Source organism: Streptomyces massasporeus, from assembly GCF_014648995.1.
GTDB classification, from domain to species: Bacteria; Actinomycetota; Actinomycetes; order Streptomycetales; family Streptomycetaceae; genus Streptomyces; species Streptomyces massasporeus.
Window position 1 is genome coordinate 103599 of the sequence record NZ_BMSE01000006.1, and the last position, 25311, is coordinate 128909.

At 70.0% G+C, this 25311-nt stretch carries 24 protein-coding genes, 2 tRNA genes and 1 pseudogene; 10 read left to right on the forward strand and 17 right to left on the reverse strand.

Annotation, left to right across the window (positions count from 1 at the left end; all coding sequences use genetic code 11):
* Positions 1-238: 238 nt before the first annotated feature.
* A complete protein-coding gene (locus tag IE153_RS16240) occupies positions 239-1141 on the forward strand; it encodes an RNA polymerase sigma factor SigF (protein ID WP_185008116.1) in 903 nt (300 codons plus the stop codon).
* A gap of 559 nt (positions 1142-1700) precedes the next feature.
* Here the strand turns inward: IE153_RS16240 and IE153_RS16245 are convergent.
* Positions 1701-1898 (reverse strand): hypothetical protein, encoded by a 198-nt coding sequence (locus IE153_RS16245; RefSeq protein WP_189590408.1) that lies wholly within the window; start codon positions 1896-1898, stop codon positions 1701-1703.
* Positions 1899-2114: 216 nt separating this feature from the next.
* On the opposite strand from IE153_RS16245, the gene IE153_RS16250 reads away from it, so the two are divergent.
* The 3 genes from IE153_RS16250 to IE153_RS16260 all read left to right on the forward strand — a co-directional run bounded on the left by IE153_RS16250 (position 2115) and on the right by IE153_RS16260 (position 6065).
* The gene (locus IE153_RS16250) at positions 2115-2603 is read left to right on the forward strand and encodes a MarR family winged helix-turn-helix transcriptional regulator (protein WP_031102579.1); all 489 of its coding nucleotides are present in this window, start codon (positions 2115-2117) and stop codon (positions 2601-2603) included.
* Positions 2604-2700: 97 nt separating this feature from the next.
* A complete protein-coding gene (locus IE153_RS16255; protein WP_498063510.1) occupies positions 2701-5154 on the forward strand; it encodes an MFS transporter in 2454 nt (817 codons plus the stop codon).
* Positions 5155-5243: 89 nt separating this feature from the next.
* Positions 5244-6065 (forward strand): YceI family protein, encoded by an 822-nt coding sequence (locus tag IE153_RS16260; RefSeq protein ID WP_189590410.1) that lies wholly within the window; start codon positions 5244-5246, stop codon positions 6063-6065.
* Here the strand turns inward: IE153_RS16260 and IE153_RS16265 are convergent.
* Positions 6048-6749: a GAF and ANTAR domain-containing protein gene (locus tag IE153_RS16265; RefSeq protein WP_189590411.1), complete on the reverse strand. Its 702-nt coding sequence runs from the start codon at positions 6747-6749 to the stop codon at positions 6048-6050. The genes IE153_RS16260 and IE153_RS16265 overlap by 18 nt on opposite strands.
* A 57-nt stretch (positions 6750-6806) precedes the next feature.
* A complete protein-coding gene (locus IE153_RS16270) occupies positions 6807-7529 on the reverse strand; it encodes a GAF and ANTAR domain-containing protein (protein ID WP_189590412.1) in 723 nt (240 codons plus the stop codon).
* 276 nt (positions 7530-7805) lie between these two features.
* Between IE153_RS16270 and IE153_RS16275 the strand changes: the two genes are divergently transcribed.
* Together IE153_RS16275 and IE153_RS16280 are read left to right on the forward strand one after the other, a co-directional pair.
* A complete protein-coding gene (locus IE153_RS16275) occupies positions 7806-8099 on the forward strand; it encodes an STAS domain-containing protein (protein ID WP_229829026.1) in 294 nt (97 codons plus the stop codon).
* Positions 8100-8109: 10 nt separating this feature from the next.
* The gene (locus tag IE153_RS16280) at positions 8110-8580 is read left to right on the forward strand and encodes a PPOX class F420-dependent oxidoreductase (protein WP_184909848.1); all 471 of its coding nucleotides are present in this window, start codon (positions 8110-8112) and stop codon (positions 8578-8580) included.
* Position 8581: 1 nt separating this feature from the next.
* Here the strand turns inward: IE153_RS16280 and IE153_RS16285 are convergent, their stop codons facing one another.
* From IE153_RS16285 to IE153_RS16320, 8 genes are all read right to left on the reverse strand, one after another.
* Complete coding sequence (locus IE153_RS16285; protein ID WP_229829012.1) at positions 8582-9448, reverse strand: TetR/AcrR family transcriptional regulator; 867 nt, start codon at positions 9446-9448, stop codon at positions 8582-8584.
* A 143-nt stretch (positions 9449-9591) separates the two neighbouring features.
* The gene (locus tag IE153_RS16290; RefSeq protein ID WP_189590414.1) at positions 9592-11088 is read right to left on the reverse strand and encodes an MFS transporter; all 1497 of its coding nucleotides are present in this window, start codon (positions 11086-11088) and stop codon (positions 9592-9594) included.
* A 116-nt stretch (positions 11089-11204) separates the two neighbouring features.
* Positions 11205-13373, reverse strand: a complete 2169-nt coding sequence (locus tag IE153_RS16295; RefSeq protein ID WP_189590415.1) for an ArnT family glycosyltransferase — start codon at positions 13371-13373, stop codon at positions 11205-11207.
* On the reverse strand, positions 13370-14830 hold the full coding sequence (locus tag IE153_RS16300; RefSeq protein ID WP_189590416.1) for a bifunctional glycosyltransferase family 2/GtrA family protein: 1461 nt from the start codon (positions 14828-14830) through the stop codon (positions 13370-13372). Before IE153_RS16300 ends, IE153_RS16295 begins: the two co-directional genes overlap by 4 nt.
* A gap of 14 nt (positions 14831-14844) precedes the next feature.
* Positions 14845-16443: a sensor histidine kinase gene (locus IE153_RS16305; RefSeq protein WP_189590417.1), complete on the reverse strand. Its 1599-nt coding sequence runs from the start codon at positions 16441-16443 to the stop codon at positions 14845-14847.
* The gene (locus tag IE153_RS16310; RefSeq protein WP_189590418.1) at positions 16440-17180 is read right to left on the reverse strand and encodes a response regulator transcription factor; all 741 of its coding nucleotides are present in this window, start codon (positions 17178-17180) and stop codon (positions 16440-16442) included. Before IE153_RS16310 ends, IE153_RS16305 begins: the two co-directional genes overlap by 4 nt.
* A 106-nt stretch (positions 17181-17286) precedes the next feature.
* Positions 17287-18159: a DUF2797 domain-containing protein gene (locus IE153_RS16315; protein WP_189590419.1), complete on the reverse strand. Its 873-nt coding sequence runs from the start codon at positions 18157-18159 to the stop codon at positions 17287-17289.
* 72 nt (positions 18160-18231) lie between these two features.
* Positions 18232-18627: an HGxxPAAW family protein gene (locus tag IE153_RS16320; RefSeq protein WP_189590420.1), complete on the reverse strand. Its 396-nt coding sequence runs from the start codon at positions 18625-18627 to the stop codon at positions 18232-18234.
* Positions 18628-18722: 95 nt separating this feature from the next.
* Between IE153_RS16320 and IE153_RS16325 the strand changes: the two genes are divergently transcribed.
* Positions 18723-19199 carry a MarR family winged helix-turn-helix transcriptional regulator gene (locus IE153_RS16325; RefSeq protein WP_097217696.1) on the forward strand — a complete coding sequence of 159 codons (477 nt, stop codon included), beginning with the start codon at positions 18723-18725 and terminating at the stop codon, positions 19197-19199.
* A 16-nt stretch (positions 19200-19215) separates the two neighbouring features.
* Here IE153_RS16325 and IE153_RS16330 read toward each other — a convergent pair whose 3' ends face one another.
* The 4 genes from IE153_RS16330 to IE153_RS16345 form a co-directional block, all read right to left on the reverse strand.
* Complete coding sequence (locus tag IE153_RS16330) at positions 19216-19482, reverse strand: hypothetical protein (RefSeq protein WP_189590421.1); 267 nt, start codon at positions 19480-19482, stop codon at positions 19216-19218.
* A 138-nt stretch (positions 19483-19620) separates the two neighbouring features.
* A complete protein-coding gene (locus IE153_RS16335; RefSeq protein WP_229829013.1) occupies positions 19621-20910 on the reverse strand; it encodes a hypothetical protein in 1290 nt (429 codons plus the stop codon).
* Between the two features lie 303 nt (positions 20911-21213).
* Positions 21214-21456, reverse strand: a complete 243-nt coding sequence (locus tag IE153_RS16340; protein ID WP_189590423.1) for a hypothetical protein — start codon at positions 21454-21456, stop codon at positions 21214-21216.
* Between the two features lie 332 nt (positions 21457-21788).
* Positions 21789-23003: an ice-binding family protein gene (locus IE153_RS16345; RefSeq protein ID WP_189590424.1), complete on the reverse strand. Its 1215-nt coding sequence runs from the start codon at positions 23001-23003 to the stop codon at positions 21789-21791.
* Positions 23004-23950: 947 nt separating this feature from the next.
* Between IE153_RS16345 and IE153_RS42730 the strand changes: the two are divergent.
* The 3 genes and pseudogenes from IE153_RS42730 to IE153_RS16355 form a co-directional block, all read left to right on the forward strand.
* Positions 23951-24010: pseudogene (locus tag IE153_RS42730) on the forward strand (hypothetical protein); the annotation flags it as partial.
* Positions 24011-24080: 70 nt separating this feature from the next.
* Positions 24081-24236: a hypothetical protein gene (locus IE153_RS41630; protein ID WP_229829014.1), complete on the forward strand. Its 156-nt coding sequence runs from the start codon at positions 24081-24083 to the stop codon at positions 24234-24236.
* A 148-nt stretch (positions 24237-24384) separates the two neighbouring features.
* Positions 24385-24684 (forward strand): hypothetical protein, encoded by a 300-nt coding sequence (locus tag IE153_RS16355; protein ID WP_031102606.1) that lies wholly within the window; start codon positions 24385-24387, stop codon positions 24682-24684.
* Positions 24685-24839: 155 nt separating this feature from the next.
* Here IE153_RS16355 and IE153_RS16360 read toward each other — a convergent pair.
* Both IE153_RS16360 and IE153_RS16365 read right to left on the reverse strand, forming a co-directional pair.
* Positions 24840-24912 (reverse strand) — tRNA-Arg (locus IE153_RS16360).
* Between the two features lie 198 nt (positions 24913-25110).
* Positions 25111-25201 (reverse strand) — tRNA-Ser (locus IE153_RS16365).
* Between the last annotated feature and the right edge of the window lie 110 nt (positions 25202-25311).

Here is a 25311-nt window from a genome sequence, read left to right on the forward strand (position 1 = left end):
GAGGGAATCGCTCATCAGGGCCGTTCCCGACAGTTGAGAGCCGATAAGCCGTCAGACCCCTTGTTTGCAGGGCGGATTCGCGTCTCAGATGTCGACATGTCACTACAGCGTGTTGCCGACATGTGACATTCTGCGGGAAGCGCGTTTGCCGGAGCTTCGGCTCCGGTATTCAGGTGAAGGCTGCGTTCCTCAGGCGGGGGCGTTCGCCACGACCGTCCCGCGACCCAAAGGGGGTGGCATGTCCGTAGAACAGGGCAGCTCGAAGGTGCTCACGCTCGCGGAGAGCGAGACAGCTCCCCATGCTCTCGACTCACTCGGCCCCATCGATGACGCACCGGCCCTCCCGGCCGAGCCCGTCCCGGTCCTTCCGGCTGCGGGCGCCATCGACACCCGCACCCTGTCCCGCTCCCTGTTCCTGCGGCTGGCCGCGCTCGACGAGGACAGCCCCGAGCGTGCGTACGTCCGTGACACGCTCATCGAGCTCAATCTCCCGCTGGTGCGGTACGCCGCCGCGCGGTTCCGGTCCCGGAACGAGCCGATGGAGGACATCGTCCAGGTCGGCACGATCGGGCTGATCAAGGCGATCGACCGGTTCGACTGCGAACGGGGCGTGGAGTTCCCGACGTTCGCGATGCCGACGGTGGTCGGGGAGATCAAGCGGTTCTTCCGGGACACGTCGTGGTCGGTGCGGGTGCCGCGCCGGCTGCAGGAGCTGCGGCTCGCGCTGACCAAGGCGAGTGACGAGCTCTCGCAGAAGCTGGACCGGTCGCCGACGGTGACCGAACTGGCCGCTGTGCTCGGGGTGTCCGAGGAGGACGTCGTCGACGGGCTGGCGGTGGGGAACGCGTACACCGCGTCCTCCCTGGACTCGCCGGCGCCGGAGGACGACGGTGGCGAGGGATCGCTGGCGGATCGGCTGGGGTACGAGGACACCGCGCTGGAGGGCGTGGAGTACCGGGAGTCCCTGAAGCCGCTGCTGGCGAAGCTGCCGCCTCGGGAGCGGCGGATCATCATGCTCCGCTTCTTCGCGAACATGACGCAGTCGCAGATCGGCGAGGAGGTCGGCATCTCGCAGATGCACGTCTCCCGGCTGCTGACCCGGACGCTGGCGCAGCTCCGGGAAGGCCTGATCTCGGACTGACGGAGTCCTGACGGAGGGCTGGGGGCGCGGTCGTTGGGGCCGCGCCGTTTGCCTGTGCCTCCGGCCGTGGGGGTGCGCCTTCGCTTCGCCGCCTGACGCCGGTGGTGGGTCGGGGCCGTGTCGGGGGGTGTCCGTCCTCGGAACGGCGCGATGAGGTCGGATACCGACTAACCGTCCGTTGACGCGCCAACCGCTGCGGGCGGACACCCCCCGACACGGCCCCTTGCGTACGACGGCGGCTGCGGGAGCGTCGTGGCTTGCGCCGTATGCGCGCGGGTGCGGGCTTGTCCCGCGTGCGCGCTGCGCCGGCTGTCCCAGCTGCGAGCGCCCGCTCCGCCGGGCTGCGAGCCGCCCCCGCTGCGGGTATGCGCAGGCGCCTAGCTGCGGGCATGCGTGCCGCTTGGGGCGGCACGGGTGGGCGCGGCGGCACCCCGCTCCGCCGGGCTGCGGGCCCACCTGGCCTCAGCATCGACGCCGAGCACCCCGCTGCCCAGGGTCGCGGAACCACCCGGCCTCAGCCGCCACGTCCCGTGCCGGACACCGACGGCAGCCGCGTGTGTTACGCCAGTGCCAGCCAGGCCACCGCCGCGACGATCGCTACCGCGGCGATCACGCCGAGGATGACGCCGATGCGCGGGCCGCTGCTGGTCGAGGCCGCTGCCTGACGGCCCTGCGGGGCCTCGTCGACGAACGCGCGGAACATCTGGGTACTGCCGGCGGGGTCGTGATTGCCCTGCGGGGCCTGGTTGTTAGCCATGGCCCGAGACCCTAGCGAAAACGGCGGGGCTCCCCAAGTGGGGGTTGGGGTTCCGTTTGGGTCCGGGTGACCCGTACCGCCGAGCTCATCACCAGCGCGTTTACTCCCGCAATACTTGCCTTTGCCAACTTTTTATACCTGCACCCCCCTCTTTTATTTGCCTGCAGCAACCAACAGCTCCTATGGTTGCCCTAAGCAACGAAAGCGGGAGGTGTCATGGCCGAAAAGGCGCAGTACGAAGAGCTGGTCCGCCAGTTCAGCGCCTTCGGCGCCGTGAAGCGGGAGCTCGGGCGGATCATGCCGGCCGAGTGCCCCGGCGGGTCGGCGGCCGTGCTGACCCTGCTGGGCCGCCACGGCGACATGCGCATGAGCAAGCTCGCCGAGCTGCTGGCGGTGGACATGTCGGTCACCAGCCGCCACGTCGCGCACGTCGTGGACCGGGGCTGGATCGAACGCTCCCCCGACCCCGCGGACAAACGCTCACGCATCCTGCGCCTCACGCCCGCGGGCCACACACAGCTCGACGAGCTGTCCCGGCGGACCACCGAGGTCCTCGCCGAGCGCCTGAGCGACTGGACCGACGAAGAGGTCGGCCAGCTCACCAGCCTCATGGCGCGGCTGAGGGAGAGCTTCGACTGCCGGCCCGGGACCCGGGCCGCGCCGGCCGCTTTCGACCAGACCACCCGTACACCCGCAAGCACGTAAGAAAAGGAAGCCCATGGCAACGACCACACCAGCCGGTGTGCGGGCTCATGCCAAGCACGGGGGAGGCTCCCACGGCTCCTCCGGCGACGGCGCTCCGATGACGCACCGGCAGATCATGGAGGCCCTCACCGGCCTTCTGCTCGGCATGTTCGTCGCGATCCTGTCGTCGACGATCGTCTCCAACGCCCTGCCCCGGATCATCAGCGACCTCGGTGGCGGCCAGAGCGCCTACACCTGGGTCGTCACCGCGTCCCTGCTGACGATGACCGCCTCCACCCCGCTGTGGGGCAAGCTCGCCGACCTGTTCTCCAAGAAGCTGCTGATCCAGTTCGCGCTGGTCATCTTCGTGCTCGGTTCGGCGGCGGCCGGCATGTCCCAGAACCCGGGCATGCTCATCACGTTCCGCGCGGTCCAGGGCATCGGCATGGGCGGTCTGTCCGCGCTGGCCCAGATCATCATGGCGGCGATGATCTCGCCGCGTGAGCGCGGCCGGTACAACGGCTACCTCGGCGCCACCTTCGCCACCGCCATGGTCGGCGGCCCGCTGGTCGGCGGTGTCATCACCGACACCGACTGGCTCGGCTGGCGCTGGTGCTTCTACGTCGGCGTGCCCTTCGCCGTGATCGCCCTGATCGTGCTCCAGAAGACCCTGCACCTGCCCGTGGTCAAGCGGAAGGTCAAGGTCGACTGGGCCGGCGCCTTCTTCATCACGGCGGCCGTCTGCCTGCTGCTGGTCTGGGTCACCTTCGCCGGTGACAAGTACGACTGGGTGTCCTGGCAGACGTACGCCATGGTCGGCGGTTCGCTGGCGCTGCTCGCCCTGTTCGTCCTCGTCGAGGCGAAGGCGAGCGAGCCGATCATCCCGCTGCGGCTGTTCCGCAACCGCACCATCACGCTGGCCTCCGTGGCCTCCCTGTTCGTCGGTGTCGCGATGTTCGCCGGGACCGTCTTCTTCAGCCAGTACTTCCAGCTGGCCCGTGGCAAGTCGCCGACGATGTCCGGTGTCATGACGATCCCGATGATCGCGGGTCTGTTCGTCTCCTCCACCGTCTCCGGCCAGGTCATCACCCGGACCGGGCGCTGGAAGGCGTGGCTGATCGGCGGCGGTGTGCTGGTGACCGCGGGCCTCGGCCTGCTGGGCACGATCCGGTACGACACCGAGTACTGGCACATAGCGATCTTCATGGCGCTGCTGGGTCTCGGCATCGGCATGATGATGCAGAACCTGGTGCTGTGCACGCAGAACCAGGTGGAGCCGGGCGACCTGGGTGCCGCCAGCTCCACGGTGACCTTCTTCCGGTCCCTCGGCGGTGCGGTGGGCGTCTCCGCCCTGGGCGCGGTCCTCGGCACCCGGATCACCGACTACGTCAAGGACGGCCTGACCGACCTCGGCCCGAAGGGCGCGGCCCTCGGCCACGCCGGCACGGGTGAGGGCAACATCCCCGACCTGAGCGCGATGCCCGCCCCGATCCGCACCGTCGTGGAGAGCGCCTACGGCCACGGTGTTGCGGACGTGTTCCTCTACTCGGCCCCGATGGCGCTGCTCGCGCTGCTGGTGGCGCTGTTCATCAAGGAGGTCCCGTTGAAGACGAAGGGCGGGCTGGCGCAGGCCGCCGACACGGAGACGCCGGCCGTGGTTCCGGCCGAAGTCGCCGTCGACGCCGCCGAGGCGGAGAAGGCCGTGCCGAGCTGGGCCGTGGCCGAGACCGAGGCCGCCGACGGGACCGGGCCCGAGGGGACGCAGCGGCTCGCCGCCGTCGCCACGGCGGTGCGTGCCGAGGACGCCTCCGGTGGTGTTCCGGTCCGCGGTTTCGTCCGCGGGAACGAGTCCGCACCCGTGCCGCAGGCCGCCGTCACGCTGATCTCGCTGGCCGGGCGTCAGCTGGGCCGGTCCGTGGCGCAGGCCGACGGTTCGTACGCGGTGGACGCCCCGGGCTCCGGTTCGTACGTGCTGATCGCCTCCGCCGACGGCTTCCAGCCGCAGGCGTCCACGGTCGTGGTGAACGGCGAGCCGGTCGCCTACGACATCCTGCTCAGCGGCACGAGCGGGCTGACCGGCCTGGTGCGGGCCGCCGAGAGCGGGGCGCCGGTGAAGGACGCGATGGTCATCGTGACCGATGTGCGCGGTGACCTGCTGGCCAACGGGACGACGGGTGAGCAGGGCGAGTTCTCCTTCGCCGAGCTGGTGCCGGGGGCGGTGACCGTCGCGGTGAACGCCGCCGGGTACCGGCCGCGCGCCCTGCCCGTCGAGGTGGGTGGCACCGGGGTCACCCGGGTCGAGATCGACCTGGACGCGGGTGCCCGCGTGCAGGGTGTCGTCCGCGCCCCGCACGGCCCGCTGGCCGACGCCCGGGTGACGCTGGTCGACCAGGCGGGCAACGTCGTCGGCTCGGCCACGACCGGGACGGACGGGGCGTACGCCTTCACCGACCTGGACGGCGGCGAGTACACGGTCATCGCCACGGGCTACCCGCCGGTGGCCACCGCGCTGACGGTCACGGGTGCCGGCACCGACGCCCACGACATCGAACTCGCCCACCCCGGCGAGTAGCAACGACCCCGGCCCGTGACAGGTGGGCGCGCTCTGAGCGGAGGTGCGCCCCCTGTCGCGGGCCGGTTTCTTATCGAGGAGTAGTTGAGATGGGACTGACCGCGAGGATCCGTACCCGGGACGGATGGGCCGTGTCGCACGCGGTCGTCACGGTGGCGGACATGACCGGAGCGCAGGTGCTGCGGGCCGAGGCCGATGCGGAGGGCGCCGTACGGGACGCGACGCCGATGGAGCCGGGGGCGTACACCGTCATCGTCACGGCGGTGGGTTATGCGCCCGCGGCCTCCAGCGTCATCGTGACCGCGAGCGGGCGGGCCGAGGTCGGCTCGGTGACGCTGGCGCGGCAGGGCGGCACCGAGCTGCCGCCGCCCGGGCCGTGGACCGTCGACCCGGTGCACTCCAGCGTGGCCGCCGTGGCCCAGCACCTGGGCATCTCCAGCGTGCACGGCCGGTTCACGGAGTTCTCCGGCTCGATCGAGATCGCCCCGGACGACGTCACCAAGTCGCGTGTGGAGGCGGTGATCCGGGCCGCGTCCGTCGACACCGGCAACGGCATGCGCGACGGGCACCTGAAGTCGCCGGACTTCCTGGACGTCGAGCGGTTCCCGGAGATCACCTTCCGGTCGACGGGGCTGACGGCGACCGGGTCCGACCGGTGGACCGTCCACGGCGAGCTGGGCATGCACGGCGTCGTCCGGCCCGTGGACCTGGACCTGGCCTACCTCGGCACGGGCCCGGACCCGTGGGGCGGCACCCGGGCGGCGTTCCGCGCCACGACCGAGCTGCACCGCGAGGACTTCGCGATGAACTACAACCAGGTCCTGCAGGCCGGCATCGCCGCCATCGGCACGACGCTCAAGGTGGAGCTGGACATCCAGGCCGTACAGGGAGAGTCACTTCCCGCGGCGTGAGTCCGGGGCGGACACTCTCGCCACCAACTGGCCGCACAGGTCCCGGAGCTTGACGTTCCGGTCCTGCGACGCCCGGCGCAGCCGCTCCAGCGCGATCCGCGCGTCGATCCGCTCCCGGGCCATCAGGATGCCGATCGCCTGGTCGATGACGCTGCGGGAGAGCAGCGCGGTGCGCACATCGGCCGCCGACTGGCGCCGGCGCTCGATCCGCAGCGCCACGTCGATCGCGTCACCGGACCGGGCCGCGAAGGCACGGGCCGCGTCCCGGCCCGTGCCCAGCGCTCCGGCCCGCGCCCCGTAGAAGTTGATCGCGGCGCCGCTCTCGCCCTCGACGGCGACCGGCACCGCCAGCACGCAGCGGACGCCCACGGACAGCGCGTACTCCGTGTACGAGGGCCAGCGCGACTCCTCGGCCAGATCCGGGGCGTACTGCTCCTCGCCGGTCTCGGCCGCGTCGACGCAGGGCCCCGAGCCGTTCTCGTACTGCCGCAGGTCCAGGCCGCTGGGCATGCCGTCGCTGCCTGCCAGGGTGAGCAGCCGGCCGGCGCGGCGCACGGTGATGCTGCACGCCTCGGCGCCGGGCACTTCCTGCACCGCGCGGTCGGTCAGATCGCGCAGCAGGGTGTCGAGACCACTGCTGCGCACCATCGCCTGGTCCAGCGTGTCGGACGTCTCGGAGCTCATGACCGTACGGGTATCCCGTCACCGGCCGGACACGCCACCGACGTAATTCAGCTCACGTCAGGTGGTGTTGGGCGCACCCACGATCCGGCGGGCGAGATCGCGCAGTTTCACGTTCTCCCGCTGGGAGGCGCGCACCAGGCTCTCGAAGGCCGCGGTCGCGTCGATGCCCTGGCGTTCCATGAGGATGCCGGTGGCCTGGCCGATCAGGTCCCTGGTGTGCATGGCCTCGGTGAGCTGCTCGCGCACGGTCGCGGAGTCCAGGGCGATGCTGACGTGCGCGCTGAACAGCCGGCCGACACGCGTGGCCTCTTCGTCGAAGGCGCCCGGTTTGCGCGCGTAGGCGGTGAGGACGGTCAGCCGGCGCCGGTCGGCGCGCAGCCTCAGCGACAGCGCCGAGCGCAGGCCCAGGGCCGCCAGCACGTCCCAGCCGTCGTCCGCCTCGCTGTCCGTTATCCGCGCGACCGGGTTGTTCCACAACTGGTCCCACATTCCGTGCTGTTCGCGGCCGGTGTACCGGGACTCGGCGGAGCGCACGACCTCGTCGGTCCAGGCGAGCGTGCGGATCTTGTTGCCGCGCTCGATCACGGAGATGCCGGCGTGCTCGGCGCCCGGCATGAGATGCACGGCCAGCCGGACCGCGGTGCGCAGCGTGCTGTGCGGTGTGAGGGTCTCGTGCAGTTGCTGCGACGCCACCGTCAGCGCTTCGGCCAGCTCGGAGCCGACCGGGAAACGGGGCAAATCAGGAAACTCGGACGCAGCCACCACGAACCTCTTCGGCATGCACGGCCAACGGCCGTGCGCAGGAGAGCTCCGCAGCACATTCCCGACTGCGAGCACAGGACGGACAGCACTCTAACTGCTCGGTTGCCTCCAAGTGACGCCCGGCCGACGCCGCCACGGACGCTTCCGCCACCGGCCCACCGCATGGTGGAATGGCACCACGGGTCAGGAAGCGGCCTTACCGGAATCCGGACGAACGTCTGCCAGGTGAGTGCCGTGACCTTCTTCACGATTCCCACAGAACCGCGCGACCTCCCCGGCCGCGTCCACCTCACGATGCCCGCCGAGATCGACTTCTGCAACGCGGCGGAGCTGCTGCCCGTCCTCATGTCCGCGGTCCGCGCCCGTGGGGACCGGCTGGAGGTCCTCGTCCTCGACCTGTCCACGACCTCCTTCATGGATTCCCAGGGCATCCGCCTCATCAACGACGTACGGCGTCGGCTGCGCCCCGGGGCAGCGGTGCGCCTGGTGGCCCGGCCGGAGGGGACCACGAGCCGCGTCCTGGAGGTGACGGGCCTGCGCCGGGACGTCCCCGTGTACGACAACCTCGCCGAGGCCCTGGCGTCGTAGGCTGCGGCACATGGCACCGAACATCGCGACGAACACCCGCGTCTCCCTGGACGAGTTGCTCGACTTCGTACGCCCCCGGCACCACGCGATCCTGCTGACCCGGCGGACCGACGGCGGTCCCCAGGGCTCCCCGCTGACCTGCGGTGTCGACGACTCCGGCCGGATCGTGGTCTCCACCTACCCGGAGCGCGCCAAGACCCGCAACGCCAAGCGGGACCCGCGCGTGAGCCTGCTCGTGCTCAGCGACGACTGGAACGGCCCCTGGGTGCAGATCGACGGCACGGCCGAGATCATCGACTCCCCCGACTCCGTCGAACCGCTCGTGGAGTACTACCGGAACATCGCCGGGGAGCACCCCGACTGGGACGAGTACCGCGCGGCCATGCTCAAGCAGGGCAAGTCGATCATCCGGATCACGCCGGAGCGGTGGGGGCCGGTGGCGACCGGGGGGTTCCCGGCGCGGCTGGTGGAAGGGGAGTAGGTCAGCTCTCCCCGGGGGCTTCTGCCTCCCCGGAGGCCTCTTCCTCCCCTGGGGCTTCCTCCCCTGGGGCTTCTTCCTCCCCTGGGGTTTCCTCCTCACCGGGGGCTCCGCCCTCGCGGGCGACCATCGCCTCGATGCCGGCGATCAGCAGTTCCAGCGCGAACTCGAAGTCGCGCTCCAGCATCTCGGCGACCGTGTCGCCGCCGCGCGCCTCCATGAGCTTCCGCGACTCCCGCATGACGTCCGCGGCCTGCGGGGCCTCGGTCACCGTGCTCACGGCGTCCTGGAAATACTCGTCCATGGTCATGCCGGCGGCGGCGGACCGGGTGGAGAGGTGGCCCTCGAGCGTGCCGTAGCCGTAGACGAACTGGAAGACGGCCGAGATCCCGCTCGTCAGCCGTTTCGCGGGCAGCCCCGTCCTGCGCATGACGCGCTGTACGACCCTGGAGAAGGCCAGGTTGTTCGGGCCGATGTTGAGGAAGGTGCCGACCAGCGCGGACACCCAGGGGTGACGCACCAGCAGGGTCCGGTACTCAAGGGCCAGCGCCCGCATCTGGTCGCGCCAGTCCGCGTCGGCGGTCTCCGGATCGGGCAGGGCCATCTCGCCCATGGCCGCGTCCAGGGCCAGTTCGAGCAGGTCGTCCTTGGTGTCGACGTACCAGTAGACGGACATCGCCGTGACGTTCAGCTCGCCGGCGAGCCTTCGCATGGAGAACTTGGCCAGGCCCTCGGCGTCCAGCAGCCGCACGGTGACCTCGATGATCCGGTCCCGGTCCAGTCCCGAGGGCTGCCCGCCACCGCGCCGCCGGTGCGCCTTGCCGTCCAGCCAGACGCTGGACCGCGCGGCCTTCTCGGCTGCCTTCGCCATGGCGCACCTTCCTCGACCTCTTATTGCCGATCATGCTAGGCGCCCTCGAGGGGCGCGGGGCCGTCTCATTGTGCGGCTCCGCCGCGTGGGCGCGATCGACCACAACGGTCCGCAGCCGCCCACCGCCCCAGCCGCCCGACCTCCTAGGCGGACTCTGCCCGCTCAGCACGTCGAAGCAACGCCGCCGCGACCAGTCCACCGGCCAGCACGGCAACCGCACCCACCAGCTGACTGGTCTCCAGCCCGGAGGCGAACGCGTCGGAGATCCTGGCCTTCTCCTCGGCCGAGTCCGCCGCCGCCAGCGCCGCCGGCAACGACGCCGCGGACACGGCGACCAGCGACGCGAACCGGGAGTTGAGCACGGCTCCGAGGACGGCGACACCCAGCCCGTTGCCGAACTCCGCGAGCGTGCCGTTGATCCCCGCTCCGACGCCCGCCTTCTCCGGCGGTATCGCGCCCATGATCGCGTTGGCCATCGCCGGCATGGACAGGGCCACACCCGCGCCCATAACGATCAGCCCGAGCAGCATGCCTTCGTACCCGTGGCCCCCGAGCAGCGCGATCGCCGCGAGCCCGGCGGACACCAGGGTCATGCCGAGCGCGATCGCCGCCGGCGTCCCCGCCTTCAGCACCAGCTTCGCCCCGACCCCCGTGAAGTTGAGCGCGACGACGGTCAGCGCCAACGGCGCCGTCCGCAGCCCGGCGTCCAGCGGCTCGTACCCAAGCACGAACTGGAGGTGCTGCGTGAGCAGGAACAGCGACCCCGTCATGCCGAACGCCACGAGGATCGCGCCGGCGACCGCGCCCACGAACTTCTGGTTGCGGAAGAAGTGCATGTCGAGCATCGGGTGCTCGGTCCGCAGCTCCCACAGCACGAACAGGCCGAGCACGACCACGCCGATCAACGCCGAGACCAGGACCTGCGCGGAGGTCCAGCCGTGCTCGGGCCCGGTGATGATCGCGTACACCACGGCCGTCATGCCGATGGTCGACAGCACCGCGCCGACCAGGTCGGGCCGGTCCCCGGCCTTGTGCTTGGACTCCGGCACCAGCGCGGCGACCGCGACCAGGCCGAGCAGGGCGACCGGAATGTTGATCAGGAAGATCGCGCCCCACCAGAAGTGGTTCAGCATCACGCCGCCGATCAGGGGTCCGGCCGCGAAACCGAGCGAACTGACCGTCGACCAGAGCGCGATGGCCTTCACGCGCTCCTGGTCGTCGAAGATCTGCACGACCACGGCGAGGATGGTGGTCATCAGCAGCGCCCCGCCGACGCCCATGCCCGCCCGTGCCGCGATCAGCTGGCCCGGGCTCTGGGACAGTCCGGCCGCGAGCGAGCCCAGGCCGAAGATCGCGAGACCGGACATCAGCAGCAGCTTGCGGCCGTAGCGGTCGGCGGCGTTCCCGGCGGTGAGCAGCAGGCCGGACTGCACCAGCGCGTACGCGTTCATCATCCACTGGATGTCGGCGGTCGAGGCGTTCATCTCGCGGGTGAGCGAGGGGATGGCCACGTTGAGGATCGTGTTGTCGAGCAGCACGGTGAGCTGCGCGAGGCAGATGACACCGAGGATCAGCCAGCGCTGGGGGTGGCCGCCCGGTGCGGTGTGCGGCAGGGCCGTTTCCTGGGGGGACGTCGTCATGCTGTACACCGTAGAACAGTTCCTATACGGCGTACAACGCAGTTTCGGCGGGGACGGCGAAGGGCGGTGGCTTTTCGGCCACCGCCCTTCGTCCGGCCAGGTCCGGTCAGGTCCTGTCAGCCGCTCGCCTTCTGCGTGAGGTCGTAGAACGTGGTCGAACCGACCGTGACCTTCTTGAAGGTGGCCTCGATCCAGGACGTGATCTGGGAGGAGGCGCCGTCGCTGCTGCCGCCCATGCCGCCCATGCTGCCCGAGGCGATGAAGTAGTGGATCTTTCCGTCCGCCACGTACTTCTTGAACTGGGCCAGGGTCGGGGACGGGTCGGTCCCGTTGAAGCCGCCGATGGCCATCACCGGGTCGCCGGTGGACAGCTGGTAACTGGCCGCGTTCTGGGCGCCGATGGCCGCGGCGGCCCAGGTGTACTGGTCGGCGTCGGTCTCCAGCAGCTTCTTGGCCTCGGAGCTGACGCTGGCGCCGTTGAGCAGGCCGCCGACGCCACCGCCGCCGCCCATGCCGCCCATCCGGCCGCCGTCGCCGTTCGGCTGGTTCTGGCCCTGGCCCTGCTGGTTCTGGCCGCCGCCGGGGAAGCCGTTGCCCTGCTGCCCCTGGGCGTTGCCGTTGCCGTTCTGCTGGTTCCGGCCCTGCTGGTTCTGGCCTCCGCCCGGGAAGCCGCCTCCGCCGGGAGCGCCGCCGCCGCCCGGGCCGCCTCGGCCGCCCGCGACCGCCGGGCCCGCCGTGACGATCGAGCCGGTGTGCCCCTCGTTCACGGTGGTGAGGGTGTACGCCGCCGGACCGGCCAGCGCGGCGACGAGGCCCAGCCCGGCCGCTCCCAGGGCCAGCCGGCGTCCCAGCCGGCCGGCGAAGATCAGGCCGAGGGCCGCCGTCAGACCGCCGACCAGGACCAGCCACTTGAGCCAGAGCAGGTAGTCGGAGGAGCGGTTGAGCAGGACGTACCCCCAGGCCGCGGTCGCGGTCATGGCGGCCGCCAGGGTCAGCGACGCCCACGCCTTGTCCCGCTTCTCCCAGAGCAGCGCCGCGCCCATACCGACCAGCGGTGCGATGTAGGGGGCGAGGGCGACCGTGTAGTACTCGTGGAAGATGCCCTGCATGTAGCTGAAGACCAGCATCGTGGTGAGCAGCGCGCCGCCCCACACCAGGAACGCGCCCCGGGTCGCGGAGGTCCGGCGGTTCTTGCGCGTGGCCACCAGGCCCGCGACGAGCAGGATCAGCGCGGCCGGGATCAGCCAGGAGATCTGGCCGCCGATGGAGGAACTGAACAGCCGGTCCCAGCCGGTCTCGCCCCAGGCTCCACCGCCGTTGCCGCCCCGGCCACCGCCGCCGACGCTGCCGGTCTCGTCGCCGTTGAGGCGGCCCAGGCCGTTGTAGCCGAAGGTCAGGTTCAGGAAGCTGTTGTTCTGCGAGCCGCCGATGTACGGGCGGGAGGACGCGGGCCACAGCTCGACGATCGCGACCCACCAGCCGCCGGAGACGACGATCGCGGCGAGACCCGCGGCGAGCTGACCGATGCGCTTCCTCACCGTCACCGGGGCGCAGACGCCGTACACGAGGGCGAGCGGCGGCAGGATCAGGAAGGCCTGGAGCGTCTTGGCGAGGAAGGCGAAGCCGATCGCGGCACCGGCCCACAGCAGCCACTTCGTGCGGCCGTCCTCCAGGGCGCGGATGACGAACCAGCAGGCCGCCGCCATCAGCAGCGCCAGCATCGCGTCCGGGTTGTTGAAGCGGAACATCAGCGCCGCGACGGGGGTGAGCGCGAGCACCGCACCCGCGATCAGACCGGCCGCGGGGCTGAACCGGCGGCGCACGGCCGCGTACACGACGGCCACCGTGCCGACGCCCATGAGGACCTCGGGCGCGAGGATCGCCCAGGAGCTGAGGCCGAAGAGCCGCACGGAGAGGGCCATGGGCCACAGGGCGGCCGGGGGCTTGTCGACGGTGATGGCGTTGGCCGCGTCGAGCGAGCCGAAGAAGAACGCCTTCCAGGACTGGCTGCCGGCCTGTACGGCCGCCGAGTAGAAGGAGTTGGCGTAGCCGGAGGCGCTCAGGTTGTAGAGGTAGAGGACGGCCGTCGCCAGCAGCAGGGCGAGGAAGGCCGGGCGGGCCCAGCGGGGGTCCTCGGGGCGGCCGCGCCCGAGCCGTTGCACGAAGGGCCGCTCGGTGGCGCCGGAGGCACCGGAGGCTTCGGCCGGTGCGGGGGCCGGGGGGCGGGTCCGGTTTCCGGGGCCCGTGTCTCTGCCGGTGGTCGGCTGGTCGAAGTGGACGGTCATCGCGGGTCCCTCGAATCGGAGTCGTGCGGGCGCACCGGCAGCAGCTGCAGGGTGGCGTCCGGCCAGGTGCCGTCCGCGGCTGCACCGGCGCGGAAGGGGGCGGTGTCGTACGGGGTTTGACCGGCGTGGAAGGGGGCGGTGCCGTGCGGGGCCGCGTCGTATGGCGTGGTGTCGTACGGGGCGGTGTCGTACGGGGCGGGCGCCGGCGAGTCGTCCTCGCGCCGGTCCGGGAAGACCCACGCCCGGAAGAGCAGGAAGCGCAGCACGGTCGCCGCGAGGTTGGCAGCGATGAGCACCGCCAGTTCCGTGGAGTGCGCGGGCTCGGACGTGGCCGCGTTGAGCGCCGCGAGCGAGCCGCTGGTCAGGGCGAGTCCGATGCCGAAGACGACCAGGCCCTGCGCCTGGTGCCGTACGGCCCCGCCACGCCCGCGCACCCCGAAGGTGAGCCGCCGGTTGGCCGCGGTGTTGGCGACCGCCGAGACCAGCAGGGCGAGGGCGTTGGCGATCTGGGAACCGGAGAAGACCCGGAAGCCGCTGTAGAGCAGCAGGTAGAAGAGGGTGGACAGGGCGCCGACCACGCAGAATCCGACCAGCTGGCGGGCGAGTCCCTTGGGCACGTCCTTGATGTCACGGTCGCGCGGGTCGTCGCCGAACGGCCGGGCGATCCGGTCCAGCGGCAGCGAACCGGTGGCCAGGGCTTTGCCGACCCGCCACACGCCCTTGAGGTCCTCGGTCGCGGTCCTGACGATGTGCACGGTCGAGTCGGGGTCGTCGACCCAGTCGACCGGCACCTCGTGGATCCGCAGCCCGGCGCGCTCGGCGAGCACCAGCATCTCGGTGTCGAAGAACCAGCCGGTGTCCTCGACGAGCGGCAGCAGCACCTGCGCCACGTCCCGGCGGATCGCCTTGAAGCCGCACTGGGCGTCGGAGAACCGCGCCTGGAGCGAGCCGCGCAGGATCAGGTTGTAGGCCCGGCTGATGAACTCGCGCTTGGGGCCGCGCACCACCCGCGAACTACGGGCCAGCCGGGAGCCGATCGCGAGGTCCGAGTGGCCGGAGATCAGCGGCGCCACCAGCGGGAGCAGGGCGTTGAGGTCGGTGGACAGGTCCACGTCCATGTAGGCGAGGACCGGGGCGTCCGAGGCCGACCAGACGGCCCGCAGGGCCCGGCCGCGCCCCTTCTGCTCCAGGCGGTAGGTCGTGACCTCGGGGATCTCCGCCGCCAGCCGCCCGGCCACCTGCGGGGTGGTGTCCGTGGAGGCGTTGTCCGCGATCGTGATGCGGAACGCGTACGGGAACGTCCGGTCGAGGTGCTCGTGCAGTCTGCGGACGCACGGCTGGAGGTCCTTCTCCTCGTTGTAGACGGGGATCACTACGTCCAGGACAGGCGTACCGGCTGGTGCGGCCGGGAGGTGCTCCCGCGCCGGCAGGGTGCCGGGAGAAGAGTCGGTTCGCATGGAACCGACTCTCGTCAGGCGCCCTGTTGTGCCCATGTGGTGACGCTGTGGCGTGCCTGTGAGTGCGGCTGCCAGCTCATGTCCGGCTGTGGCTCGGGCGGCAGCGCGGGCAGGTGCACCGTGAACACGGTCCGCCCGGGCACGCTGTCGACGGTCACGGCACCGCCGTGCGCGGTCGCCACGGCCTGCACGATGGCGAGACCGAGACCGGTCGAGCCGTGGGCGCGGGAACGCGCGGAGTCGCCCCGCGCGAACCGTTCGAAGACGTGCGGCAGCAACTCGGCCGGGATGCCCTGCCCGTCGTCCTCGACGTCCACGCACAGCCAGGGTCCGCGCCGCTGGACGCGGGCGGTGACGGTCGTACCGGGTGGCGTGTGACTGCGCGCGTTGCCGAGGAGGTTGACGAGGACCTGTTGCAGCCGGGCCGCGTCCGCCGACACGAGCGCGGGCTCGTCGGGCAGGTCGAGCCGCCAGTTGTGGTCCTGGCCGGCCGCCCGGGCGTCGCTGATGGTGTCCACGACGAGAGGGACGAGGTCGGTCTGCTCGAACTGGAGCGGCCGCCCGGCGTCGAGCCGGGCGAGCAGCAGCAGATCCTCGACGAGGAGGGTCATCCGGCCGGCCTCGGACTCGATCCGGCCCAGGGCGTGCCGGGTGTCGGGCCCGACCTGCTCCCTGCCGCGCCGGGTGAGCTCGGCGTAGCCGCGGATGGAGGCAAGGGGCGTGCGCAGCTCGTGGCTGGCGTCGGCGACGAACTGTCTGACGCGGGTCTCGCTCTGCTGCCGTGCGTGCAGCGCCCCGTGGACGTGGTCGAGCATCCGGTTCAGCGCGGCGCCGACCTGCCCGACCTCGGTGTGCGGGTCGGTCTCGGAGTCGGGGACCCGCTCGCTGAGGTTCACCTCGCCGGTGTGCAGGGGCAGTTCGGACACCCGGGTGGCGGTGGCGGCGACGCGACGCAGGGGGCGGGTCGCCACGCCGATGAGGACGGAACCGGCGATGGCGGCGGCGACCAGTCCGGCGCCGGTGACGCTGACCTCGACGATGACGAGGGTGCTGATGGTGGTGGTGACCGACTCGGTGGGCAGGGCGACGTAGTAGGTGCCGCCGTCGAGTCCGTTGACGTACTGCACGCGGTACTCGCCGAGGCCGGGAATCTCGACGGTGTGCGTGCCCGTGACCGGCACCTCGGCGAGGGCGGCCTTCTGTTCGTCGGTGAGGTCGATGGGCGTGTTCCGCTGGAAGGGGCCGTTCTCCTCGGAGTCTTCGGCGAGGACCCCCTGAGTGACGCTGCCGTCTGCGCCGACCTCGGCGGCGACGGTCCCGGGCTGCGCCGGTCCCTTGATGAAGCCGGTGATCCGGTCCGTCGCGTCGGCGTCGTCTCCGCCCCCGGGCTTCATGGGTCCCGACAGGCGCTTGCCGGTGTCCTCGACCTGGCCGTCCAACTGCTCGTACAGGTGGGACCTGAGCGCCAGCGTCGTCACCGTCCCGATCACCGCGCACACCACCGCGATCAGCACCACGGACGCGACGACGAGCCGCGTCCGCAGTGTGCGCGGCTTGCCCAGTCGCTGCCCGCCTGCCCGCTGCTGCGTACGCGGCCGTCGTCGTCCGCTCATGACACCGCGGGCTTGATCAGGTACCCGGCACCGCGCCGCGTGTGGATCATCGGCTCGCGTCCGGCGTCGATCTTCCGTCGTAGATAGGAGATGTAGAGCTCGACGACGTTGGCCTGGCCGCCGAAGTCGTACGACCACACCCGGTCGAGGATCTGCGCCTTGCTGAGCACGCGCCGCGGGTTGCGCATCAGGAACCGCAGCAGCTCGAACTCGGTCGCGGTCAGGTGGATGTCGTCCCCGGCCCGGGTCACCTCGTGGCTGTCCTCGTCGAGGGTGAGGTCGCCGACGACCAGCATGGAGTCCGAGCGCCGGTCGGCGGCGCCGGAGCGGCGTATCAGCCCGCGCAGCCGCGCCACGACCTCCTCCAGACTGAAGGGCTTGGTGACGTAGTCGTCCCCGCCCGCCGTCAGCCCGGCGATCCGGTCCTCGACGGCGTCCTTGGCGGTGAGGAACAGCACCGGCACGTCCGGCAGTTCCCGGCGCAGCCGCCCGAGCACGGCCAGCCCGTCCATGTCGGGCAGCATCATGTCGAGGACGACGGCGTCGGGCCGGAAGTCGCGGGCGGTCTGGATCGCACCCGTGCCGTCACCGGCACTCCGGATCTGCCACCCCTCGTAGCGCAGGGCCATGGACAGCAGCTCGGTGATCGACAGCTCGTCGTCCACCACAAGCACGCGGACGGGGCTCCCGTCCGGCCTCAGCAGTTCGGTGCGCCCCTGGGGCGAGGTCGTGGTCATGTGAACACGATGTCGAGGACCTCTGAGAGCATGCTTTCGACAACCTGTGATTTCCCTGAGAAACACACAGGTGCCTCTCAGGGAACACCTGGGAAGGCCCCGCGGGTCAGAACAAGCCGTCCTGCACGCCTGCCGCGTCCCTGAACTGCCGCACTGGCACGGTCAGTTCGTCTCCCGCGGCGGGAACCAGCCCCCACCCGGTCATCAGCCGCGTGTCGAGCACCACGACCCCGCCCCCGGTGGCCAGATGCAGATCGGGCCCGGCGGCCGCGACCAGCTCTCCGCCGACCACGCCCCCGGCGACGAGTTCGCTCACGCCGCCCACGGCGACGGGCGCGTCCGCCAGCCCGAACACCCCCACGTGATCGACGACCCGCAGCGGTTCCCGCACGAGCGACTCCGGCCAGGCGGGAAGCCGCACCGCCCTGCCATGCAGTTCGGTGACCTCACGGGCCCGGTCCGCGGCGGTCTCCGGCAGCGCGGCCCGAACCGCCCGCTTCTCGGCGTACGGAATGCGGTCGGGCACCCGCAGGGCGGCCCTGAGCAGCTCCTCCATACGCCGCGCGGCCATGAGAGGACCGACGCCGAGCCAGCTGAAGCAGACGGCGCCCTGCTCGAGCAGCCGGGCGGAGCCCCGCTCCTCGGCGGTGATCCCGACCTTGACCATGCCGGGCCCGAACCACGCCAGATAGACGTGGTACGGCCGTGGGTCGTCGGCGATGGTGTCCGCCGCCACGGAGTGCGCCCGGTCCAGCCGCGCGCATTCCTCGCACCGCGCCCCCGTACTCCGCCCCGGCACGGCCGCACCCACGGGGCACGCGTGCCCCCGAGCCCCCACGCAGGTGCGCACGCCCCCTTCCGCGACCGCGAAGGCGACGCGTTTCCCCCAGGTCAGCGCGCTGCGCCGCCCGCCGTCCCACACCAGCACGGGACCATCCGCCGACCACCGCAGCCCCGAGCACTTCCATGCCTGTGCCATCTCTGCCGAGAGTAGGGGGCACCACTGACAACGGGGGTGTGGCCGGTGTGGGGTGGCCGGTGGGGAGCGGCCTCAGCGCACGGAGTCTGCCCCGGCGGCGGCCACGGTTTCCGGCTCGCTCTCGCGCTGAGCCGGCATGACCGGCTCCACCGCACCCGCGCCACGCCGCCGCCCCCGTCCGGCCAGCCGGCACCCGAGGCACTCCGCGTGCCCGCCCGGCGCCGCCGAGTCCCGCACCCGCCATCCCCACTCCGCCCGGGGCCGCACGCCCGGCCCCTTGCCCCATCCGGAGAGATGCAGGGCCCACGTGACGAGCAGACTCACGACCCCGATCGCCACCCCGCCCGCGATCAGCGCGGCGGAGACGGTGCAGACCCCCAGCCCCGCCACCCCGGCCCCGACGGTGGCGATGCCGAATCCGACCCAGCCCGCAACCGTGTGCCCGTGGTCATACTGATGTGCACTCACGTGTCACTCCCTCGCACCCGAGGACTCCGAGCCCGAACCCCTCATCTGCTAAGACTTTTACAGCCCAAACATCTCACGAACTAAGGGATCTGGGAATGCAAGCCAAGCCTCGTCCGGCCGCCACACCGGAGCAGGCGCTGTCGGCGATGGACCAGCTCATCGCGACCCACCTGGTCGGACAGCACGAGATCGCCCAGCAGGTGGGCCTGAGTGTGACGGACCTCACCTGCTTCGCCTACGTCATCGAGGCCGGCGAGAACCTCCCCACGGCAGGTGACCTGGCGGCCCGCGTCCATGTCACGACCGGCGCGGTCACCGGCATCCTCAACCGCCTGGAGCGCGCCGGCTACATCACCCGCCGCCCCGACCCCGAGGACCGCCGCCGCATCCGCGTGGCGGCCCAGCCCGACGCGGTCGCCCGCGTCCGAGAGGTCTACGAGCCGTACTACGCCCGCCTCACCCACCTCTTCGCGGACTACTCCCCGGACGAGATCGCGGTCCTGCACGACTGGTTCACTCGCGCGAGCACACTGGCGGCGACCTACCTGGAGGAGCACTGCCGCCCCGACTGAACCGGGGCCACCGTCACTACTTGGGCTGACGTGAGTGCCGGCTCGCCCGTCGGCGCACGGTGAAGACACAGGCGAGCATGCCGAGCGCCCAGGCGATCAGAAGGGCTCCCCACAGCGGCATGGTCACGATCGGCACGAGAAGGCGGATCTCGATGTCCGAGCGGTTCTCGAAGATGAAGATCAGGGCGACCGCGGTGATCAGAACGAACGGCGCGAAGCGGCGGACGCCGGGTCGGGCGAGGAACGGCTGGCGCGCCTTGTGGTCCGGGCTGGGCTGAGCCATGGAGCACCTCTCCATCACATTGCCCCCGCCTCCAGCGTCCCCTTCCCCCGAGCGTCCCGCCATGGCAACCGTCGCCGCTGCGGTCACCGCATACCGTCGTGCGACCAAGACCGGCGAACGTCGTAAGCGTCGCGGCCCCTACCGCCACTCCAGGACGTCACCCACGCTCAGCGCCCTGTCCGCACCCCCTGCTGTGATCTTCTTCGGGGTTGCGCCGGGAGTGATGGCGGAGACGAAGCACTCGAGCCGCGTGCCCTGGAGCGAGGCGAAGATCATCTGCTTGCCGTTCTGCGACATGGCCCGCACTGTGTTCTTCCGATCCGTCGCCGGGATGATCGGATCACCCAGGGCACCCTTCGGGAGATCCGCCGTGCCGTCGAGCCGAGAAGTGTCGAGCGTCCAGAAGGAGTTCTTCCGCTTCGGGTCCTTGGCCGCGCCGAGTCGGGGGCCGCACAGCACGGTCCTGTCGTCGACCCAGCCGTAGGGCCGGCAGTCGGCGTCGGAGGGAATCCCGGCTGCCTTCACACCGCCGACCTTGAGCAGCGCACTGCGCTGTGGCACGTCGGCCACGTTGTAGCCCTGCCAGGTGATGAAGGCCGTCGCCTTACGCCCGTCGGGACTGACCCGGACTTCCTTGCCGAAGAGCCCGCGCGCCGGGTCACCCGCGAGCGCAAGGCCGGCCTCGTCCATGTAATCGCCATCACCGCCTGCCTGTTCGGTCACCGCGTGATCCCCCGCGACGGAACGGCTGGCGATCCGCACACGATCCGAGGAGTCGGTCTCGGTGAACCAGACAGCACTGCCGTCCTGGGCGAAGACGGCGTTCTCCTCTTTGGGCGTGTCGTCGAAGTCGTCGCTCTGTTCACCGGACAGCTTGGTCAGCTTGCCCTTGGTGTCGACGTAGCCCACCCCTGTCGCCTCGGTCTCTCGATCGATGAGGACGACGGCCATCCGGGAGAAGTCCTTGTCGAAGAGTTGCCGCAGCCGGGTGGTGGCGACAGCGCGCGGCCCGTCCTCGGACGTGCCGACGCCGGGGAAGTTGTCAGCGCACAGTTCCACGAGCGGGGAGGCGACATCGTCGGCCTCCGCGACCACGGCCTCGGCCGGGACGGTGAAGGTCCGGGAGACGGTCCGTTTCCACGTAGTCGGATCCCAGCCCGTGACCGTCACGGCGGCCGGATTGCTCGCGGGTACGGAACACGAGGCGGTGACGATCACACCTCTGTCCGGGAAGGCCCCGCTCCCTCGGTCCGCATCCTTGGACCCACCCTGCCGACCGGCGGTGGCCGTGGTGCCCTTGGCGTCGGGGCCGGAGTCGTCCTGTCCCCCGCCACACCCCGCGACCAGCGGAAGCAGCACCGTGGCGACAACCAATGCCGCTGTGCCCCCGCCCCACCGGCGGCCTCCGTGGTCCTCTGTTCTCCTCACGCCCGTGTCCCCTCGCGATGTCCTGCTCAGCAGCGGCCACGTGATCGTAATGCGAACTGGCGCGAGTCGCGGTGGAGTTGACGGTCGAGAAGTCGTTGGGCGTGCAGAAGCCCTTGCCCGTCGTGATCACGGCCGGGCAGCGGGGCGACTCCCCTCAGTTCGGTTGACGCCAAAGGCCCCCGGGATGATCCCGGGGGCCTTTGATCTGTGTGCACTCGGCAGGATTCGAACCTGCAACCTGGTCCATTCGTTGATGCTGCGGTGCCCCCGACGAAGCCGAGGGCACCGACCTGTAACGCTGGGTCAGTCAACGTCAGCGTTGTCATCCAGAACGTCAGCGTTGTTCAGAACGCTGGGGTTGTTCAGAACGCTCGGGTTGTTCAGAACGCTGGGGTTGTTCGCAACGCTCGGGTTGTTCAGAATGCTAGTAGTATTTTCCAAGTTAACGGGAATCAGAGCGATGACTTGATCGTCGGCGATTGCCGGGGATCCAAGAACAGTAACAAGAGCCGCTGATGCGATGAGCACGCTGGCGCTTCGACGCATTTTTCTGTCTCCTTGACGCGGGTGGACGCCGATGCAATCGGCGAAGGCTCGGCAGTCTCATACTTCCCCCGCCGAGTCGCGGATTATCATCCTTATCACCCGAATACCCGAGAAAGCGTGCGGCCCCTTCGGCCGAAAGGGGGAGGGGCTCCCTGCTTGATCCACCCAGGACCACACGCCGACAAGGGTCGAAGAAGCGGTCCGGGTCTCACGCCCCCAGAACGGCCTACGGCGCGCGACGGAATCGAATGGCGATCCGCCGCGCGCCGTTTGCTGCACTGGCTCCCACACGAGAAGTCAGGCAATCCCTCCTAGGCACATGGCCAGGTCAGCTACCGCCCGGACCACGACGGTACGTCTGCCCAGCCATGGCTGTCGTGCTCATCGTGCTTCTTGCCCTCGTCGTGGTGGCCGTTCCCCTCGTGCTTCTTGCCCTCATCGTGGTGGTCGTTCCCCTCGTGCTTCTTGCCCTCATCGTGGTGGTCGTTCCCCTCGTGCTTCTTGCCCTCATCGTGGTGGCCGTTCCCCTCGTGGTGGCCGCCGTCCGTGGGGCTGGCAGTTGCGGTGGGTGAAGCGGTACCCGTCGGGGTCGGCGAAGCGGTACCCGTCGGAGTCGGCGAAGCGGTACCCGTCGGGGTCGGCGAAGCAGTGCCCGTCGGAGTCGGCGAAGCAGTGCCCGTGGGGGTCGGCGAAGCGGTACCCGTGGGGGTCGGCGAGGCAGTGCCCGTGGGGGTCGGCGAAGCAGTGCCCGTCGGAGTCGGCGAAGCAGTGCCCGTCGGAGTCGGCGAAGCAGTGCCCGTCGGAGTCGGCGAAGCGGTACCCGTCGGGCTGGTCCCGCATTCACCCTGGAAAATCGTGTTGGAGTCCAGCGTCACGGCGCCGTTGCGGGCCAGCAGCCGGCCGTTGACGGTCGTATTCGTGTTGGCAGTGATCGAGCTCAAGGCGAGGACGTTGCCCACGAACCTGGTGCCGGTACCGAGAGTGGCCGAGCTGCCGATCTGCCAGTACACATTGCACGGGTTGGCGCCGTTGGTGAAAAGCACCTCGCTCGCGGAGGCTGTCGTCAGCGTCGAACCGACCTGGAACACCCAGACGGCGTTGGGGTTGCCCTGGCCGTTCAGGGTGAGGGTGCCGGTGAGCTGAGCGCTGACGGGCACCTTGTAGACGCCCGGAACCAGCGTCTGGCCACCGAGCTCAACGGGATCTCCGGTGTACGTGACGTCAGGCGCCTGCCCGGCGGCCTGGTTGTACGCCGTGGTCAGATCGTTCTGAGCCTGAAGGGCCACGGAGTTGGCAGCGTGAATAGTTCCGGGCGGCACCACTGCGCCGGGCGGGAACCCCACGACCGCCGTACCCGGACTCACCCCGACGTTTCGCTCGACCGTCGTCGGGCCGGTGTTGGTGACTGTCGAACCCGCCAGTACTCCGAAATTGCCTGCCGTACCCAGAGGAACAGGCGTGGCAACGGCTTCTGCGCGTGTCGGCGACATCGCGACCACAGCAGCTGCGATCACCGCAGCCACAACCGCAGTGATCAAAAGCGACATGGAGCGCCATCGTGACGCACCAGGGATATTCAGTGTCATCGAGGGGCCAATTCCTGTGAGGGGTGATGCCTTCTTCGGCGGTTCTGACGGTGGCATATTATTCGAGGAAGCAATCGATTTCCGGTTACCCCGAGGACCTTCGCCGAAATTGACCAACCAATAGCGAAATGCTTAATGATGACTAATGGGCAGGATGGCGTTGCCTGCTCTCCCCCGTACGGGCGACTGAGAAACGTCACCCGAAATCGCGATCCCCCAGCGTGAAGGACACGGGGCGAAGCTGCGTCAGCATCTCGGATCCTGCGAAAACGGGGCCGGCAGCCGTTCTCACTTATTTGGAGGGCGAGAACCGCGCTGGATACCCACCGGCAACCCGATACGTCACCTGAGCCCAGCGCACCGTCGCAGCCAACCTCCGGCGTCTTCCCACCCGAGATGAGCGGCGGGCGGACCACAGCTCGCCGTCCAAGGCCATCCACTCCAACCGACTCGTGGGGGTGTCCCTTGTGGGGCGCCCCCACTGTTCCCTCCGCATCGAACAGGAAGCCGCCTGCTGGCCGAGCCGAAGAAGAACGCCACCAACGAGGGCACCATCTACCAGCGAAAAGACGGCCGTTGGGAGGGCGTGCGTAACCGAACCGTGCGCTTCCTGCTGGTGCTCCTGCGGGCCGCCCTCCAGCACGCCGTAAGGCTTCTTCACCTCCGGCAAGCTCCACAGCGGGTCGGTGGCGAGCTGCTGATCGTCGCGCCGAAGACTCAGCCCTCGGCCCGCCGCGTGGCCCTGCCGTCCGTGTGCGTGACTGCGCTTCGCGCTCAGCGCGCCCAGCAGCTCACCGACCGGAAGGCGCCGCTGGCTCGAACTGGAAGGGGACGGCCCAGGGCCTTGATTCCCCACGAAGAACGGCACCCCCATCGAGCCGCGCAACCTGAACCGCTCCTTCGAGGCGTTGTGCGTCCGCGCCGGCGTCCGCAAGGTCCGCTTCTACGACCTGCGCCACACGTGCGCCTCGCTACTCCACGAACAGGGCGCCGACGCCCGCATGATCATGGAAGTCCTGGGCCACAGGCTCGATTCGCGTGACCATGGACATCTACACCTTCGTACGGCTCTACTCCCAGCGGTGCGCCTTCGACCGCGTCGGGGACGCACTGAGGGGTGACGGCAAGGATCCGGACGATGACGGCGGCGCGGCCGGTGTCCTCGTAGCTGTCCAGACGCCCTTGGCCTGTTGACCAGCCAGGAAGCCCATGGTCTCCCGCTGTCCGAAAGGCGCTCACTCGTTTGCGGGACTTCGGCATACGGTGCCGATTTCGTGACAAGGCTCCCGTCGGCTGCCGAGGGCGGTCGAGCAATCACCCCCCACTCCGAAGGAAGTCGACGATGAGCTTCATCCAGACCGGCAAGATCGACCTGAGGTCTGACAACCCGATCGAGACGAGCGGCGGTAACACCTCGACCTTCACACGCGTCACGTTCCCCACCCCGTTCCCGGCGGGTGCCAACGTCGTCGTCCTCCCGCTGACCCAGACCTTCAACGGCCCGGAGACGCCGGGGATCCGCGTCCATGACGTCACCAACACGGGCTTCCTGATCCGCCTGAACGAGGTGTACGCCGGCGCCACCAAGAGCGATGGGAAGCACACCACCGAAACCATCGGCTGGCTGGCCGCGACCGTCTGAGACCCACGCTCCGGTCGCGCACAGAATTCCCTGCTTCTTCAAGCGGTGCGCAGCAAGAGCACTCCGCGCCTTCTGATGCGGTGGCCGTCAAACGCTGCCGTCAAGGCATAAGCCAGAGGCCCTGTGGAGTGATCCACAGGGCCTCTGGTCTGCTGTGCACTCGGCAGGATTCGAACCTGCAACCTTCTGATCCGTAGTCAGATGCTCTATCCGTTAAGCTACGAGTGCTTGTTCTGTTTTTTCGCCGCTCTCGGGCCTTCCGGCTCGCTCGCGGCGACAGGAAGAACATTACATGACTGCCGCCGCCATGTGAAATCCGTTAGCCGCACCCCTTGTGAGCTGCGGAAACGGCACTTCAGGCCGCACTTCGGGGGATGCGACGACAACGAAGCCCCGGTCGGATGACCGGGGCTTCGTGATCGAGTGCGGAGGCGGAGGGATTTGAACCCTCGATGGGCTTTAAGGCCCAAACCGCATTAGCAGTGCGGCGCCATAGACCGGACTAGGCGACGCCTCCAGCATCACTCCCGCGCGAGCGCGAGCGGTGCGTGCCGATGATGACACAGTCGAGCGTGCTGTCACCAATCGACCCCCACGGTACTAGGCGGGCAGGGCGCAGGGCAAAGC